Annotated in this window: 16 protein-coding genes; 9 read left to right on the top strand and 7 right to left on the bottom strand. The window is 54.0% G+C overall.

Features of this window, described 5'->3' with window-relative positions:
* The 3 genes from HY788_15635 to HY788_15625 all read right to left on the bottom strand — a co-directional run.
* Nucleotides 1–358: response regulator (locus tag HY788_15635; GenBank protein ID MBI4775574.1), on the bottom strand; the 358-nt coding region annotated here is incomplete at its 3' end.
* Nucleotides 258–686, bottom strand: coding sequence for a DUF1634 domain-containing protein (locus HY788_15630; GenBank protein MBI4775573.1), 429 nt, complete (start codon nucleotides 684–686; stop codon nucleotides 258–260). The genes HY788_15635 and HY788_15630, both read right to left, overlap by 101 nt.
* A gap of 18 nt (nucleotides 687–704) precedes the next feature.
* On the bottom strand, nucleotides 705–1,682 hold the full coding sequence (locus HY788_15625; protein MBI4775572.1) for a sulfite exporter TauE/SafE family protein: 978 nt from the start codon (nucleotides 1,680–1,682) through the stop codon (nucleotides 705–707).
* A 165-nt stretch (nucleotides 1,683–1,847) separates the two neighbouring features.
* Here HY788_15625 and HY788_15620 point away from each other — a divergent pair, with 165 nt between their 5' ends.
* Genes HY788_15620 through HY788_15605 form a run of 4 tightly spaced genes read left to right on the top strand, consistent with a single transcriptional unit; the run spans nucleotide 1,848 to nucleotide 4,983 of the window.
* A complete protein-coding gene (locus HY788_15620) occupies nucleotides 1,848–2,195 on the top strand; it encodes a response regulator (GenBank protein MBI4775571.1) in 348 nt (115 codons plus the stop codon).
* A gap of 1 nt (nucleotide 2,196) precedes the next feature.
* Nucleotides 2,197–3,945 carry an ATP-binding protein gene (locus HY788_15615; protein ID MBI4775570.1) on the top strand — a complete coding sequence of 583 codons (1,749 nt, stop codon included), beginning with the start codon at nucleotides 2,197–2,199 and terminating at the stop codon, nucleotides 3,943–3,945.
* The gene (locus HY788_15610) at nucleotides 3,926–4,279 is read left to right on the top strand and encodes a response regulator (protein ID MBI4775569.1); all 354 of its coding nucleotides are present in this window, start codon (nucleotides 3,926–3,928) and stop codon (nucleotides 4,277–4,279) included. The genes HY788_15615 and HY788_15610 overlap by 20 nt, the downstream gene beginning before the upstream one ends.
* Before the next feature lie 20 nt (nucleotides 4,280–4,299).
* A complete protein-coding gene (locus tag HY788_15605) occupies nucleotides 4,300–4,983 on the top strand; it encodes a HAMP domain-containing histidine kinase (GenBank protein MBI4775568.1) in 684 nt (227 codons plus the stop codon).
* Between the two features lie 146 nt (nucleotides 4,984–5,129).
* On the opposite strand, the gene HY788_15600 is transcribed toward HY788_15605, so the two are convergent.
* On the bottom strand, nucleotides 5,130–5,531 hold the full coding sequence (locus HY788_15600; protein ID MBI4775567.1) for a GNAT family N-acetyltransferase: 402 nt from the start codon (nucleotides 5,529–5,531) through the stop codon (nucleotides 5,130–5,132).
* Between the two features lie 272 nt (nucleotides 5,532–5,803).
* On the opposite strand from HY788_15600, the gene HY788_15595 reads away from it, so the two are divergent.
* Entirely contained in the window at nucleotides 5,804–6,346 is a 543-nt protein-coding gene (locus HY788_15595) for a carboxymuconolactone decarboxylase family protein (GenBank protein ID MBI4775566.1), read from the top strand.
* Nucleotides 6,347–6,581: 235 nt separating this feature from the next.
* The gene (locus HY788_15590) at nucleotides 6,582–7,181 is read left to right on the top strand and encodes a cysteine hydrolase (protein MBI4775565.1); all 600 of its coding nucleotides are present in this window, start codon (nucleotides 6,582–6,584) and stop codon (nucleotides 7,179–7,181) included.
* A 156-nt stretch (nucleotides 7,182–7,337) separates the two neighbouring features.
* On the opposite strand, the gene HY788_15585 is transcribed toward HY788_15590, so the two are convergent.
* The gene (locus tag HY788_15585; protein MBI4775564.1) at nucleotides 7,338–7,907 is read right to left on the bottom strand and encodes a hypothetical protein; all 570 of its coding nucleotides are present in this window, start codon (nucleotides 7,905–7,907) and stop codon (nucleotides 7,338–7,340) included.
* 134 nt (nucleotides 7,908–8,041) lie between these two features.
* Between HY788_15585 and HY788_15580 the strand changes: the two genes are divergently transcribed.
* Complete coding sequence (locus HY788_15580) at nucleotides 8,042–8,944, top strand: glycosyltransferase family 2 protein (GenBank protein ID MBI4775563.1); 903 nt, start codon at nucleotides 8,042–8,044, stop codon at nucleotides 8,942–8,944.
* Nucleotides 8,945–9,214: 270 nt separating this feature from the next.
* Entirely contained in the window at nucleotides 9,215–10,546 is a 1,332-nt protein-coding gene (locus tag HY788_15575; GenBank protein MBI4775562.1) for a hypothetical protein, read from the top strand.
* A gap of 292 nt (nucleotides 10,547–10,838) precedes the next feature.
* Here the strand turns inward: HY788_15575 and HY788_15570 are convergent, their stop codons facing one another.
* On the bottom strand, nucleotides 10,839–12,026 hold the full coding sequence (locus tag HY788_15570) for a hypothetical protein (protein MBI4775561.1): 1,188 nt from the start codon (nucleotides 12,024–12,026) through the stop codon (nucleotides 10,839–10,841).
* 153 nt (nucleotides 12,027–12,179) lie between these two features.
* Nucleotides 12,180–13,073 carry a restriction endonuclease gene (locus tag HY788_15565; protein MBI4775560.1) on the bottom strand — a complete coding sequence of 298 codons (894 nt, stop codon included), beginning with the start codon at nucleotides 13,071–13,073 and terminating at the stop codon, nucleotides 12,180–12,182.
* Nucleotides 13,074–13,458: 385 nt separating this feature from the next.
* On the opposite strand from HY788_15565, the gene HY788_15560 reads away from it, so the two are divergent.
* Entirely contained in the window at nucleotides 13,459–14,859 is a 1,401-nt protein-coding gene (locus tag HY788_15560; protein ID MBI4775559.1) for a metallophosphoesterase, read from the top strand.
* The last annotated feature ends 578 nt before the right edge of the window (nucleotides 14,860–15,437 follow it).

Raw genomic sequence — 15,437 nt, 5'->3', positions numbered from 1 at the left:
TCTCCTTCAGCTTGGTGATGGTGACAAGGCCGTCCATGTCCGGCATCTTCAGGTCCACGACCGCCGCATAGATCTTTTGCTTGCGGGCGATTTCAAGGGCCTCTTTGCCGCTGGACGCCTGCAACGGCTCAAATCCTTTGAGACGTATTCTCTCGGAGATGGTATCCAGAAATTTCTTCTCATCGTCGACTAAAAGGATATTTTCTTTTTCTTCTGTCATGGCGTTGATCCTTCGGTTTTGAAATGAAGACGTTTTCCTAATGACCGCCTGTCCCCAAGATGCCCGAGGCAGCCACAGACAGGACCACGACCTCCGAAATGGTAATGACCAGAAAGGCCCAATCTTTCCGCTTCCCATATCCGGCAATAAGAAATAAATAGCAAAATATGGTCAATACCGCAATCAGGACCAGTCCGATAAAGTTGAGGTAGTCTCCCTTGGATATAAGGCTCAGCCACGCCCATCCGTGTGGTGAGTTGGTGATTTTCAGATACTCATCGACTCCCTTGTTCCAGTTTTGAGTGACCAAGGTCATGTCCACATGGGCGGAAATCAAGCCGCTGACGTACATAAGGTAGGTAATCATCATTACCAATATGCCCAACCATGCTCCTGCGAAGAGGATGTTGGCATATCTGATCTGTTCCGGCATCGGTTTCAGGTCTTGATTTTGTTGCTCGTTCATCATCCGACTCCTTTTATTCTAACCCAGTAATCCAATTCCGAGCCCTTTATCCATGGCCTTGAGGCCGGCAAAGAGCAGTACCGAGATCACAATATAACGGATAATTTTGGGCTTCACCATGCTGAGCAGTTTTACGCCGATAAATGAACCGAACATGAGGCCGATGATGGAGGGGACCGCCATGAGCGGGATCACGCAACCTTTGTTCATGTAGATCCACGCGGCGGATGTGTCTGTAATGGACAGGAGGAACTTGCTGGTGGCCACGGATATTTTAAGCGGCGCTCCCATGACCAGATTCAGCACCGGAACATTGGCCCATCCCGCTCCCAGACCGAACATGCCGGCCAGGACACCGATGAAGATGAACAACACGAGACCGGGCAACGTGCGATGCGTTTTCCAATCCACTCTCTCCTTGGTGGACTGGTCGAGAAAAGCACCGTGCATGCCGAGAGCGAGACCGATCGCGTCCTGCGTTTTGACCACGGGTTTCTCCGTGTTTTTGGAAAGCAGCAGCAGTATGGCGATGCCGACTATGGTCGCACCAAGGCAGACCTGTACGATATTCGGGTCTATCTTAGAAAGATAGAGTCCCAGCATGGCGCCCACGATGGCGCAGGAAGAGGCGATCAAAGCCACTGGAAGGGCCAGGCGCAAGCTCGCCAGATTTCGACGTAACAAACCCGGACCCGCTGCGAGGGCTCCGGCCAGGGCCACCATCAACCCCGCACCGCGAACAAAGTCAATATGGAAAGGGAAAAAACCGCCGACGAGAGGAACATAAAGAACGCCTCCGCCGACGCCTGCCAGCACGGCGATAATACCGAGTATGAAACAGAAAAAGAATAGTATGAGAGGCCAAAACCACCAGGGATCGGCCGCGCCCTCGGCTCCAACCTCCTGGGCGGCTGATGCCGTCAAGGGATGGATGAGAGTCACCACGAGCATCAGGCTTACGAAACAACTCCACTTTGTTATGGTTTTCGTCGACATGAGATCAAGGCTCCTCTAATACAAATAGACTCTTTTCAAAATCGGCATGGTATGCTTAAATATTTAAACCCTCTCAAAAACCTGTTTACAAATGAAACAGTGTTGTGTATTAATAAATAATATTTTTGATGTCAACCTTTTTTCTAACGTTGCAAGATTAAACACATGAAAATTCTTGTTGTAGACGACGAAAAGAAAATCGCCGACGCATTGGCCGAAAGGTTGAGACTCAGGAGCTTCGAGGCGGAGCCGGTCTATGATGGAACGTCCGCCCTGTCCAGCCTGAGAACGGACTCCTTTGACGGCGTCATTTTGGACTTGCGTCTGCCGGACATCGATGGAATTGACATCCTGAGGCAAACAAAGGCAGCGAAGCCGGAGATCAGGGTTGTAATCCTGTCCGGCCATGGAAATGAACAGGACTTCAAGACCTGCCTGGGACTGGGAGCGGTAGCCTGTTTCCAGAAACCGGCGAATATACAAAAGCTGATTGAAGCGCTTGTCGAATCCTGAGATGGACGTTTTCCAACATACGAGACCCCACTTCTGGAACATCAGGGCTTCAAAAACCCATGACAGACTTCTGTTCAATTACAGAAGAGTCTGGCTCGTTTCTATTTTTCTGCTTCTTGTGGTCTCTTTGTTTCCGATGAGCATTCTCATGGGTATCAATTTCAAACTCGCCCACGAGGCCATCAGTAATGAAAACCGCCTGCGCACGCTTCGGATTACATCCAACACCAGGCGAACCATCACGTATTTCCTGGAAGAACGCCTCGATGCGTTGAGGTTCATTGTTCAGGGAAGGAAACCTGAATCCCTGACCAGCAATGAGGAACTGCGTTACCTCCTGTTGAATCTGAAGATGGGATTCGGAGGATTTGTAGACTTGGGACTCATAGACCAGTCCGGAATGCAGATCAATTACGCCGGACCTTTTGATCTGCAAGGCAAGAGCTACAAAGACCAGGACTGGTTTACCAAATGCGCCGAGGAATGCTCCTACATCAGCGACGTATTTCTAGGTTATAGAAACCGCCCTCATATGATCATCGCCCAAAGATGGCCCGTGGGAGAAGATGGATCTTTCTATGTTCTGCGATCGACTCTGGATATCACAAAATTCATCACGATCATCTCTTCTTTGGATCTGACGGCGGGAAGCGACGCTTTTATCTGCAATCACGAAGGCCTGCTTCAAACGCCTTCCAGGCATTTTGGCGAGGTCCTTGCCAAGATTACCTTACCGATTCCCGAATATTCCCCCCACTCGCAGATCATGGAGGTCGAGGATCATAAAGGGAATCCAATCCTGGTCGGCTACGCGTTCATAGAGAATTCGCCTTATATCCTCATGCTGGTCAAACGGAGTGAGGAGGTAATGAAAGGCTGGTATTCTCTGCGGGATGAAATGATCTGGTTCTTTTTCGGCAGCTCCGTCGTTATCCTGATCGTCGTTTACGGGATGGCCACGTTTATCATGAACAGGGTATACGATGCCGACCAGGGAAGACTCAAAGCGATGGAACGTCTCGAGAGTTCCAGCAGGCTCATATCAGTAGGTCGTTTGGCTACGGGCGTGGCCCACGAGATCAATAATCCGCTGGCCGTGATTAGCGAAAATGCCGGCCTTCTTAAAGATATTTTCACCTTTAAGAAGGAATACAAAGAAGACCCACAACTGATGGAACTCATCGACGCCGTGTTGGAGTCGGTAGAGCGATCCGGTGCGATCACCAAACAACTCTTGGGCTTTGCCAGGCAGTTTGAACCTTCAATTTCACCCCTTCATTTAAAAGAGGTCATGTCGGAGGTGCTATCCTTCCTGGGGAAGGAGCCGCTCTATAGAAATATAAGTGTTCATATGGATATACCTGAAGACCTGCCTGTGATTTATTCCGACCGCAGAAGCCTGCAGCAGATCTTCCTGAATCTGATCAACAATGCTATCCAAGCCATGAACAGTGGAGGCCTGCTTGACATCACGGCCAGAAAGATCCAGGGCGATCGTGTATCGATAAGTATTCAGGATAACGGTCGTGGAATATCACCGGAGAATTTGAAGAAGATATTCGAGCCCTTCTTCACCACGAGAGGTCTCAACGGTGGGACGGGTCTCGGATTGTCCATTACGTATGGGCTGGTGCGAAAACTCAATGGTGATATTACCGTTCACAGCGAGCTTGGCGTGGGAACGATGTTTGTCATCACCCTGCCATTCAGGTTTGAAGGAGACATTAAAGATGAGAGTCTTGCTCGTTGACGACGAGGAGAAGTTTGTTTCCCGTTTGGCGGAAAGGCTGGAAATCAGGGGCTTCGAATCCGACTGGGCGACGACTTCGGCCGAAGCTTTTTCTAAAGCCGCAGCGGCAAAGTATGATGTGGCCGTGCTGGACGTAAAAATGCCTCATATGAGCGGCTTAGATCTCAAGAAAAAGCTCCAGGAAATGTCGCCGGACATGAAGTTCATTTTTGTAACGGGTCACGGGTCTGAAGAAGATTACTGTGCCGGGTCCCGAGAGGGCTTTTGCTATATCATAAAGCCTTTCAAAATCGAAACGCTCGTCGAGAAAATAAACCAGGCCATGAACGTTTAGGCTTAAACCAGGAGGTAGGCATGGAACACGAGATCGCAAGAGCCTGCGCTCAAGGACTCTCGTTCTTCGGAAAGACCAATCGATTGATATCTCATGAACTGAAGAACGTTCTGGCTATTATATCTGAAACGCTGGGACTGATAGACGAGTTGATAGAACTGTCCGAGACCGGAATGGGGCTGGAGCCCGGAAAGCTCCGCTCGCTCAGTGAGAGCGTTATTGAAGAAGTCGAAAGGGCGAACGCCATTATCAGAAACATGAACACGTTCGCACACAGCGTGGATGAGATCGTCGGCGAGGTCGAGGTCGGCCAGAGCGTAAAGCTGGTGATGGAGCTGTGCCAACTGGAATCCGCCGCGAAAAGAACAAAACTCCGATTCGAGAAAAGCGAACCCTGTGTCCTCCATACCAGCCGCTTCTTCCTGGAGAATCTGATCCACCACGCCTTGGTCTACGCCCTGCACGGAGTCGGGCCGGAGAACGAGATTCGGGTTTCGTTGAGCTCCGATGAGCATGGGGTAAGGATTGGGTTTGCCGGCATTGCCTGCAACGTAATCGGTGAATTTCCAACCAAGAAGGGGCACCTGCTTGCGAGGATAGTAGGAGCGGAAGTATCGATGAACCCAGCCGCCGGTGAACTCACCATCGCCCTTCCCAAGAAAATGGATGACGCAGGTATACAGAACCTGATCTCTAAAGACTAAACGCTTGCCTTTGAAGTGATACGACGCCGTGGGAGCCGAGCCGGCTAATGCATTGATTATTGTCGAATCGCGATCGGTCTTATGTTTTCCAATTCATCTACACTCCTTTCTTTCCGCCAAATCGGAACGTCCATTGGATGGACATGCTATTCGATAACCAGAGCCATCCCGGGAGCATCTTTATCGCGCGCCCGGAATCCGAAAGCCTCGTAATAGGATTCGAGCCCTTTTGCCGCCATGAGACCCACAAATGCTCCGGCACGGGCGTGGGTCCTGATGTAATTCATCAATTCCTTCATGAGACTCCTTCCCAATCCTTTGCCCTGTAATTCAGGATGTACCATGACGTCTTGAATATAAAAATAGAGACCGCCGTCACCAACGACCCGGCCGAACCCGGCGACCTTACCATCCTCGAGGGCGACCACAGAGAACAGCGAATGCTGCAACGCCGTTTCCGTTGCAACCGTATCGGTTTTCCACCATCCGATCCGATCTCTCAGGGTCCTATATTCGGAAGCTGCAAGTGGCCGATATTCCAGTCTCATAGTCCGCTCCTTTTCCGTTTATACCGGAATACATACCATTCCGGAAGCCGATCCTCACGTACATTTCACAACCACTTCTTGCAAACTCCGGAACCCTGATGTAATGGTGTTGGCACGGGTAACATGGGGGTGTTGTCCGGTTTGATTCAGAGTCGGAACGGCCATGGAGGGCGTTCCAAAGAATGGTTTGCCGGAATGCGGCTGCCGACGTCCCGAATTCCGGCCATCATTCATCCGCACTATACCAACCGGTGTATCAAAGGAGAGACATCATGCCGAGGCTTAAGCAGGTGGGAACAGACGAAGGTTCAGCTCTCACCAACAAGCTGCTGAAACGGGTGGGAGAAAGCATGGGGATCGTCCCGAATATGTTCAAGTGTATGGGAAGCTCGGAAATGGCGCTGGACGGGTTTATGGCCATGAACGGGAGCCTGGGCGCCGGAAGCCTGGGCGGGAAGTACATGAAGATGGTCGTGCTGGCCACCTCCGAGTTGAATAACTGCATCTACTGCGCCTCCGCGCACACCCAATTGGCCAAGAACGCTAAACTCCTGACGGACGAGGAATGCGCCAACGCGAGACGATGCATCGGAACGGACGACAAATCCCAGGCGATGCTGGATTTCGTCAAGAAAGTCCATAAGTCCAAGGGCAGGGTCGCCGATAAGGACATCCAGGCCGTTCGAAAGGCGGGATTCGGCGATGCCGAAATCGTCGAAATGCTGGGTACCATGTCCCTCATTACGTTTGCGAACTATATCAGCAACGTGGCGGAACCCGATCTCGATTTTCCCGAAGCGCCCAAAGTGAGTTAGCTCCGGAGCGATACATGAGCGGTGTTTATTTCACCGGGAAATACGGACCTATACTGCTTCCACAAACCTGACAACCTCCGGTTGCGACGCGACACAGCGCCGCAACCCGATCAAAACGGTTTCGGGGAGCCCCGCTGACCGACGTGTGTGGGATTCCAGAAGGCTTGCCTGAATGTCACCACTAACAGCCGGGGAAAACTCCGCCGAGTTGACCCTGACAAAGGAGGAAGACAACATGAAGGCTAAAGAAACGGCCGTGGTTTTGATCGAGTTTCAGAACGAGTTCTGCAAGCAAGGCGGGAAACTATACGATGGAGTCAAAGGCGAGATTGCCCGCCAGGGCACCATATCCAACGCCGTCAAACTGGCCGAAGGGGCTCGCAATAAAGGAGCCATGGTTGTTCATGCACCATTTTTGTTCAACGAGCAGTATTTCGGAGATCATAAAATGGTGGGAATCGTCAAGGCCGTGGCTGACGGAAATGCCTTTCGCGAGGGCACTTGGGGCGCCGAGATTATCGACGAGTTGAAACCCGGAAAGAAGGACCGGGTCGTGACCGGCAAGTGCACTTTATGCGGTTTCAACAATACCGACCTCGAGAAGACGATCAAGGACGCCCGTATCAAGAACGTGGTTATCGGTGGGTTTCTGACCAATTTCTGCGTGGAAAGCACGGCCCGAACAGCTTACGACAAGGGATACAGTGTAACCGTAATCAAGAACGCAACCGCCGCTACCTCTCCGGAAGAGCAGAACTACGTCGAACAGAAGATTCTTCCCCTCCTGGGGCAGACACTTACCGTTGACGAGTTCCTCGCCCAACTGGAGGCGTGAACGGTAAGAGCAGGCCTTCCCGGTTTCTTCGAAGTCTCCGGAGCGGACATCCCGCCCGGAGATCGTTCGGCCATGCCAAAGAACCTTGAAAGGGGCGCGGAGGGAAATGGTTTTGAGTTTTCCTCGCGCCCCTCTCCGCACCCATCAACGCCTCCGCTAAATGAACTCCAATTCCAGAGTATCGAGATCGATCCCGACCGGCTCGACGCTCCATCGTTCTCCGGCATGAATATAGGGTAACGGCGTCAACGTGCCCGTGGTGACGACCTCTCCCGCCCGCAGCGGTTCGGCCCACTTCTGCCGCTCGAGCAATTGAGCCAGATAGCGCAACGCGGCCGGCGGACCGCCCAACGCGTTCTCCCCCTTACCAACCGCCACGGTCTCACGGCCCTTCTTCAAAATCACTTGGAAGCTGCGGAGCCGCTCTTCCATGCCATCGAAGTCCTTGCCGGCAAGCTTCATTTCCTTTCCTATGACGAGCCCGGCGTGCGCTCCGAAATCAGCCACCACGTCCGCGGCGGTGAATTCCCAGTTCGGATAGTGACAATCCACGATTTCAAAACCCAAGGCCACCCATTGGATACGTTCGATCAGTTGGCGCAAACCACCGGCCTGGTCGCTCCCCGGTATCGAGGCGCCCAGTCCCAGAACGACCTCCGGCTCGATTCTGGGGGCTACCATGCCTTTAAGGGAAATCGCAGGAACGGCTCCCCTTGCGTAAACCACGCCAGACGGCTGTACTCTCCTCGTGTGGTCAACGTGTTCTCCTTCCTTTAGAGACGGGTTTGCATCGCAAGATCGCCCGTGGTATTCATGCCCGCATTTGTCACGACCTGTGTAACTAAGCGGAGGGTTTTCCAGTGCACGAGTCGCCAACGCCCGCAGTGACCGTCATTGTTCCAACGTACAATAGCAGCGGCGCCCTGAGGATGTCACTCGAAACCGTCCTTCGCCAGGATTTTGCGGATTTCGAGGTATGGGTGATCGGGGATGGGTGCACGGACGACAGCGCGTCGGTTGTCCGCTCCTTCGGTGACGATCGAGTCCATTGGACGAACCTGCCGGTCAATTCGGGCGCCCCCGCTGCGCCAAGGAATGAAGGATTGCGAAGGGCCCGGGGAAAATATGTCGCGTATCTCGGACATGACGATCTGTGGTTCCCGTGGCATCTGTCCGGCCTGATGGAGAGCATCGAGAAAGACGGCGGCGATTTTGCCTATTCGCTGGGCGCTCTTATAGGTCCGGAGGGCGTTGTTGGAGTTTTCTCCCTGCCGGAAAGCCCCTGGAATAAGAGGAGCGCCATTTCACCCAGCAATTGGATGCATCGAACATCGTTGGCCGAACACATCGGTCTCTGGTCCACCACGATCCGCATCGGCGACGACCGCGATTTCCTGAGGCGCGCCTATGCCGCAAACACGCGATTCTGCTTTTTTCGGCAACTCAGTGTTCTCAAATACCCCTCCCTTCTATGGCGAACCTATTCGCTGACTTCGGCCTTCCCGCAGTCCGGGCGCCTCGAAGCCATACGCCGGACTCCCGAAGCGCTTCGTCTTGAATTGTTGCAGGAGGTCGCCGAAGGGATGGCCAAGTGGGGCTATCGACTCGGCCCGCAATCGAGCCCCTGTCGCAAACCTTTACGATGGCTCGTTTCTCTGTGCATGGACGCTTATGGACGCCACCGATGGCCTTTGAACCGGCTCCTGTATTGGAGCTGGAGCCGGGCGTCCGGTTTATCCGAAAAAAAGCGGAATCCTGAATAAGTTGAGCGCCCCCCAGCGTCTCCGAGGGGCGAACGATCAACGGACGTCCGATCTCTTCCGCCGCGCCCAGGGCCTCTTCGATGGTCGCGGCCAGGTTTCGCTTCTGACCTCTCGGCCCTGAAAACGGTTTGCATCCCCATTGTGCATAGGCTATTCTAGTCGTGTTTACGCATCTATTTTCGAGGAGATAGCCGAAAATACACCCATACGAATCGAAACGGGGATAGTGTCCCGTTCAGGAGATCACGTCTCCCGATTCCGAAGAAATCGATGGGCCCATACCATGTGGTGAAGCCCAACCGAATTAGAGGTGTAGCCATGCCCGCCATCCGAACTTTTCTGATGGTCGTTTCCATCGTTCTCTTGTTACTGCCCGAAGCCCAAAGTTCCTTTGCAGCCTATCGATTGAGTATGGGCTCGGAAAAGCTGATCGGAACGTCCTTGGGTGATTGCCGAAATGTGCGCCAGGCCTACAACCGGCATAACGACGAGTATCTCGTGGCCTTCGAATATCACGTTTCCGGGGCGGACGGAATCATGGTCCGACGCATCTCTTCGTCCGGCGCATTTCTGGGCGGCTTCGCTTTCGCGCCCGCAAACGGATCCGCCACTTTCCCCGACGTGGCATACAATGGGATGAATGGAGAATACCTACTCGTCTGGCAGGAATTGAACACGTCCATCACGCCCACTCGTGTCGAAATCCATGGCTGGGTCATGCCTTGGAACAATCTCCAGGCCAACGGCAGCGTATGGATCGCCACTGCGGCGGACCAGTATTTCGAGCTTCCCTCGGTCGCCTGGAACACCTACCGAAACGAATACATGGTCGTGTTTGAAACCATCCGACCCTCCGACGGCGCTTACCTGGGTATTCGCAGGCGCCGGCTGAATTCCGGCGGGTGGTCTCTGAGCGACATGGAGTACGTGATTCCCGGCGGGGGAAATCAGCGGTCCCCGGACATCACGTACAACGTGGCCGCCGACCAATACCTGGTGGTTTGGGATCAAAACCTGGCGCCCGGTAACAGCGACATCAACGGCGCACGTTTGAGCTATCAAGGGGTTCTTCAAGGCGGCGTCATTCCCGTGGCAACGGGGACCAACGACCAGCAATACCCGAGCATCGCCACCAACGAACAGCACCGTTACTTTGTGGTATGGCAGGAACTGGTATACGGCGATTATGATATCCGGGGCCAGTTGTTCGACATTTATGGCAACGCCGTGGGGACCCAACATTACGTGGTGGGCACGTTCGATCATGAAATGCAACCCGTTGTGGCGGCCAATGGGGCGACACAGGAGTACCTGGTCGTCTGGAAGCACGTGGTTTCATCCCCCGGGTACGAGATCCAGGGCAAACTGTTCCACGACGAGAATCAGGTCGCCATCCAGGAGCTCGACTTCGCTTCAGACGCACTGGGGGAGCATTTCGCACCCGCCGTGAGCTTTCATTATCACAACTCGAACAGGTACGGTTTTTTCACCACCTACGAACGGTTACCGGCCGGCGGCACGGGGCTGTTCCGGATCTACGGACGTATGCTGTGGTCTATTTCGGCCACCCCGTGGCTCCACATGCTGACGGGTTCGAACTGAATGGCGGGGACTTAGAGGATAAGTTCCGGGGGAGAAACTTTTGAAAAAGTTTCTCCCCCGGATCCCCCTTTTCAAAACGGTTCAGGCAGGCGCCACCCTTCGGGAGGCGCTCAATTCGGCAGCTTTGGGAGGTGTCGGGGAACCTTTCTTCATACGTTCCCCAACCACCAGGCAGAAACTCAAAACCTGGCTGCGGCGCGAAGGCGGCGAAATCCACTCAAACACTTCTTGAATCGGTCCAGGCAACCCTTTCCCAAAGGTTCCCCCAAAGGGTTTTCTTTACCTGTCCCTGCTACGCGAAGACCGTTTCCCACTTCTTGAGACCTTTACCGCACGCCACGGCCTTCACCCCTTCGACCTTTTTCACGGATCCGCCCGGAATGCGGTAATCGAACGGTTTGGTATCCGAGAAGAACCGCTCCACCAGGGTCTGGACCCGCTCGTCCTTTAGCACGAAGGCATGGCTGTATTCCCGGAACAGCCACGCGTCGTCGAGCATCAGGGTCAATACCGAGTCGGCCCAGCAGCACGAACTCACATGGGGGACCGCTGAGTCGCCGTCGCTGGTTTTGCATGCGTTTTCAAAATCGAAGAAATTGGCCGGGCCCTCATCGGGCGTTCGAATCACTTTGAGGGACTGATACGTCTCGTACCCGTGGCGCGCGATCACCAGGATGCGTTCCCTCTGCGCTTCGGGCAAGGCCGCGAGGTCCGCGAGGTGATGTTCCACCGTATCCCGGGCGTACTCGAGGGTCCTTTTGAACCGCTCCGGATAGTCGTGTTCGTCGTCGGTTCGCACGTTCTCCTGCCAGTCGTCGAACTCGAAAAAGCGATGCGCCAACGGCGCCGTGTCAAACACACTCGCCTTGTCGTAGGAGGGAAGCAATTCGAGAGCGCCTGGAAACGTCTTGATCAGTTTCCGGATTTTGCGGCGCACGCTCTCGAACCAGCCCTGGCCCGTGAGCACTACCGAGGCCATGGAGATGGAACCCCGAAACGGGGGCGCCACGAACACGATCTTGTGCACCCGGTCAAAGCCGGACCGCATCAGGTAGTTTCGCAGCACGAAATTCCCCAGGCTGTGAGTGACGAAATTAAATTCCGTAAAGTTTCTCCCGATGGCTTCCGACTTCTTGATCAGGTATTCGACGAATTCGTGCAGAAGCCGGCCGTTTTCCCGGCAGGAACGCCGCCAATCGTAGTTGAAAATATAGATGGGACCGATGTGTTCCACGTCGTTCATGTCGAACAGGAATTCCGCGTAAGCCAGCCCCTCGAGTTCCCCCGCCCGGATAATGGCGTCCACCTTGCGGTCGTACCGGTACCCTTCCGGGAAGGGATACGGCCCCGTCAGCTCAAGGTCCTCAATGGTTTCAAAGTTGCTTTGCAGGCCGGAAAAGATGACGTCGTGCGATACCTTGTTGGTTTCCACCAACTTGGTGCCCTTGATGCCCGGAATAAATATCATGGGAACGCTCATGTCGATCCTCCCCTGATTGGTTTATAACGGAATGGATGGGTGCGGTGGGAACGCGGACGTGGTCGCAAATCGCCACCTCACCCCCCCCGCCACGACATTGTGAACGTTATGTGCGAATTGAGTTCACCTATCTGACCGAAGACAATACGAACTCTATTCTTCGGCGAAATAATCCGAGTCTATCCTTTTTAATTCATAGGTCTGTTCTACGGAAACACCCACGTTATGTTCGATCATGAGTTCCGCCAGCCGCACACCGTCAATCAGGACGATTTTGTTTTCGATGCTGCCCGCAAACTCGAGAGCCTGATCCGTAAATCCCGAAGTGGTGATGAATACGCCTTTTCTCGCTCTTCTTCCCTGAAGGGCCCCGGCGAATTTCTGTATTTCCGGCCTGGTCACATTTTGTTCCCAGCGTTTGGCTTGAAGATATATCACATCGAGACCCAGCCGATCTTCCTTGATGATACCATCAATGCCTCCATCCGCGGTTTTTGACGTAGTACTCCCGGCCTCCAGGCGGGACCCACCGTATCCCATGGCAAGAAGCAGATCGACGACGAGCCGTTCGAAGAAATAAGGCGAACACTCCTTCACACTCTTGAGGAGTTCGGCCGTAAGCTGGCCCATCATCCGTGTATACCCGGATTCGAATTGCTCTTGGGGTGTCTGCTCGATTTTCGAAGGTATTCTCCTGTCGCTTTCTTTACCGCTGGTGTTCAGATAGTCCTTGATCTGCAGCAAGTCCTTCACTTGAATTCCGGATAGGCCTTTACTCAGCAGATCCTTACCTTCCTCTGTAATTGTGTAGGAACCTTTTGCCGGACATTCGATCAGACCGGCCCCTCTTAAATGCGCCTTGGCCCAGCCAAGTCGCTGCACGAAGACCCGCTTCTTCCCGCTTGGAAGCAGTTCAAGTTTTTCCTGCTCGGTAAGCTTGAACGTACGAGCCAGCCCTTCGAAGATCTCCGCGTTGGATCTCGCAACCCCGTCCGATAGGTATTCCAACAGTGGAAGCATGATCGACTGAAAATCGGGTATGGCCACTTTAGTACCTCCAGTGTCCGTGTTCAATCGGGGTTCAGTAGCGCCTTTTTTTGACCGGAGACCCTCATCCAAGTCAGAAACCGTGCGCCGAGCAACCTGATTCCAATAGCCAGGTGAAACTAAATATTAACAGCTGTACTATATGCTGCAAACAACTTTTTGTCTTGTAACGAATTCTGCTGTTTTGGCAGAATATCCATTTTGTTTGAGCGCTCTCCCTCCGAACCGGATAAAGGGCTTGATCGGGACCAGGGTGTTAACGAGGCCCCATCGCGCTTCCCGGCTTTGAAAGGCGCTTTCCGGAAGCTGAACATCGGGACACGCCGCCGGCGAAACAAATATCCCATGTCATTAACGGAGCCCATGCTCCGTGAGATAGGATCATATGCTGAATCTTTTGAGACATAACCGGCGCCTTCGTGCCTGCATGATCCTTGCAGCCGCACTCTTCCTATTTACCGCCGGATGCGGAGGCGGCGGAAACGGCCGATCATCCGTCGTAGTTTTTTCGGACGTGCACTTCAATCCGTTCTACGATCCGGCCATCTTCGACTCGCTGATGAATTCACCTGAAAACCAATGGAACGACATTTTTCAAAGTTCCGCTGTGACCGATCCGGAGCCCTGGGAAAATGAAACGAACTATCCCCTCTTGGTTCGCATGCTTGAAGCGCTCCGCACGCAAAGCGCGGCAAATCCGGTCGTGGTTTTCTCGGGCGACATGCTGACGCACGGATTCAGCAAGAAGTTCTACACCCTGTACGGGTCCGAGGACGAGGCGGCGATGCGCGCCTTTACCTATAAGACGGTCGCCTTCTTCGCAGCCCAAGTGCGCGATTATTTGGGCCAAATACCGGTCGTCTTCACGCTCGGAAACAACGATTCCTATGAAGGCGACTACAAGATCGACCCGGGCGGGGCATTTCTGGCGGACACCGCCGATCTGTTGTATTCCACACTCCTTTTGGAGAAGGCGGATTATGCCGGCTACGTCGAGACCTACCGGGCGGGAGGCTATTATGCCATGTCCGTCGGCCCTGTGATGTTCATCTCCTTGAATACCATCCTCTTTTCACCGAACGCCGCCACGGATATCGAAGGCGCCGTCTCTCAAGAATTGGACTGGCTTGACCGGACTCTGGCCGGCGCAAGGGCTCAAGAAAAGAGGGTCTGGCTGGTCATGCACATTCCTCCGGGGGCCGATATCTATTCCACCGTGACAAAGTACATGGACCCGGCCGGCCGCATCTCCGACGCCTCCACCATGTGGAAAACGGAATACCAGGATCGTTTTCTGAACATCGTCGACACCTACGTGGACATGATCGATGTGGCGTTTGCAGGACATACCCACATGGATGAATACAGGCTGGATGTGAACGAGAACGGCGCTTCGCAGACTGTTATCCTGGTCACGCCCGCCATCAGCCCGCTGTTCGGCAATGACTCCGCCTTCAAGGTCATAAGGATCGAAAGCAGCGACTGGACGCCCATCGACTACCGTTCGACGGCGTACCACTTCGGCGACGCCGCACCGGTGTTCGGACCGTATTACACGTTTACGAACGCCTACGCTTCGACCGAAGCCGGTTTAGAATCGGCCCTGGTTGCCCTTTTCCCGAAGCTTCAAACCGATCCGACGCTTCGCCAGGCCTATTCGGGGTATTACTACTCGGGCCACAACAATGCCGGCCCGATCGATGACATCAACTGGCCGGCGTATTGGTGCGGCATCGGCAACATGACAAAGGAAGATTACATGGAGTGCGTGAACACGTATGACTAGGGGCACGGCATGCCGTGCCCCTACGGTCGCGTTTTCGGACGATCGAACGGAAGGATACGGTTGCCCAACCCCGATCGCACCGTGCGCGGCAACCCTGACGGGCCAAGAAGGGTCGCCTTTCCGGCGCCCCCGGAAGCTATGAAACGCGTGGGCGGGCGTCCGTAGGTTGGGTAGAGCATAGCGAAACCCAACAATTCCAATAGGTTGGGTTACGCTCGCTTTGCTCGCTAACCCAACCTACAATGCCCCTCGCTCCGTATAGTCCGTGGAATGGACAACGTGCTGTCCGTGTCGTGAAGCAACAAGAGGCTCCGCCCGAGGAGTGAGGCCAAGCACGGCTGTGGTGTAGCCGTGCAGCCGCCTTCCTATCCTTCAGACCAAGCCGGGAAGCCTTCCGGATCAGGCGCATACCTGTTCTTGGATTGCTCATACAGAATTCGATCGAAATACAACATGCCCTCATCCCGGCCTTCTCCCCCCTCGACAGGCTCGGGATCGACGACAGAGGGAGAAGGGGTTTGGGTTCTGCGACAGAGGGAGAAGGTTCCCGCCTCTTGTGCGCCTTGTTCTAAGGAAGC

The organism is Deltaproteobacteria bacterium (genome assembly GCA_016208165.1).
Classification (GTDB): Bacteria; Desulfobacterota; Desulfarculia; order JACQYL01; family JACQYL01; genus JACQYL01.
This window is presented reverse-complemented; position numbering and strand designations above follow the sequence as displayed.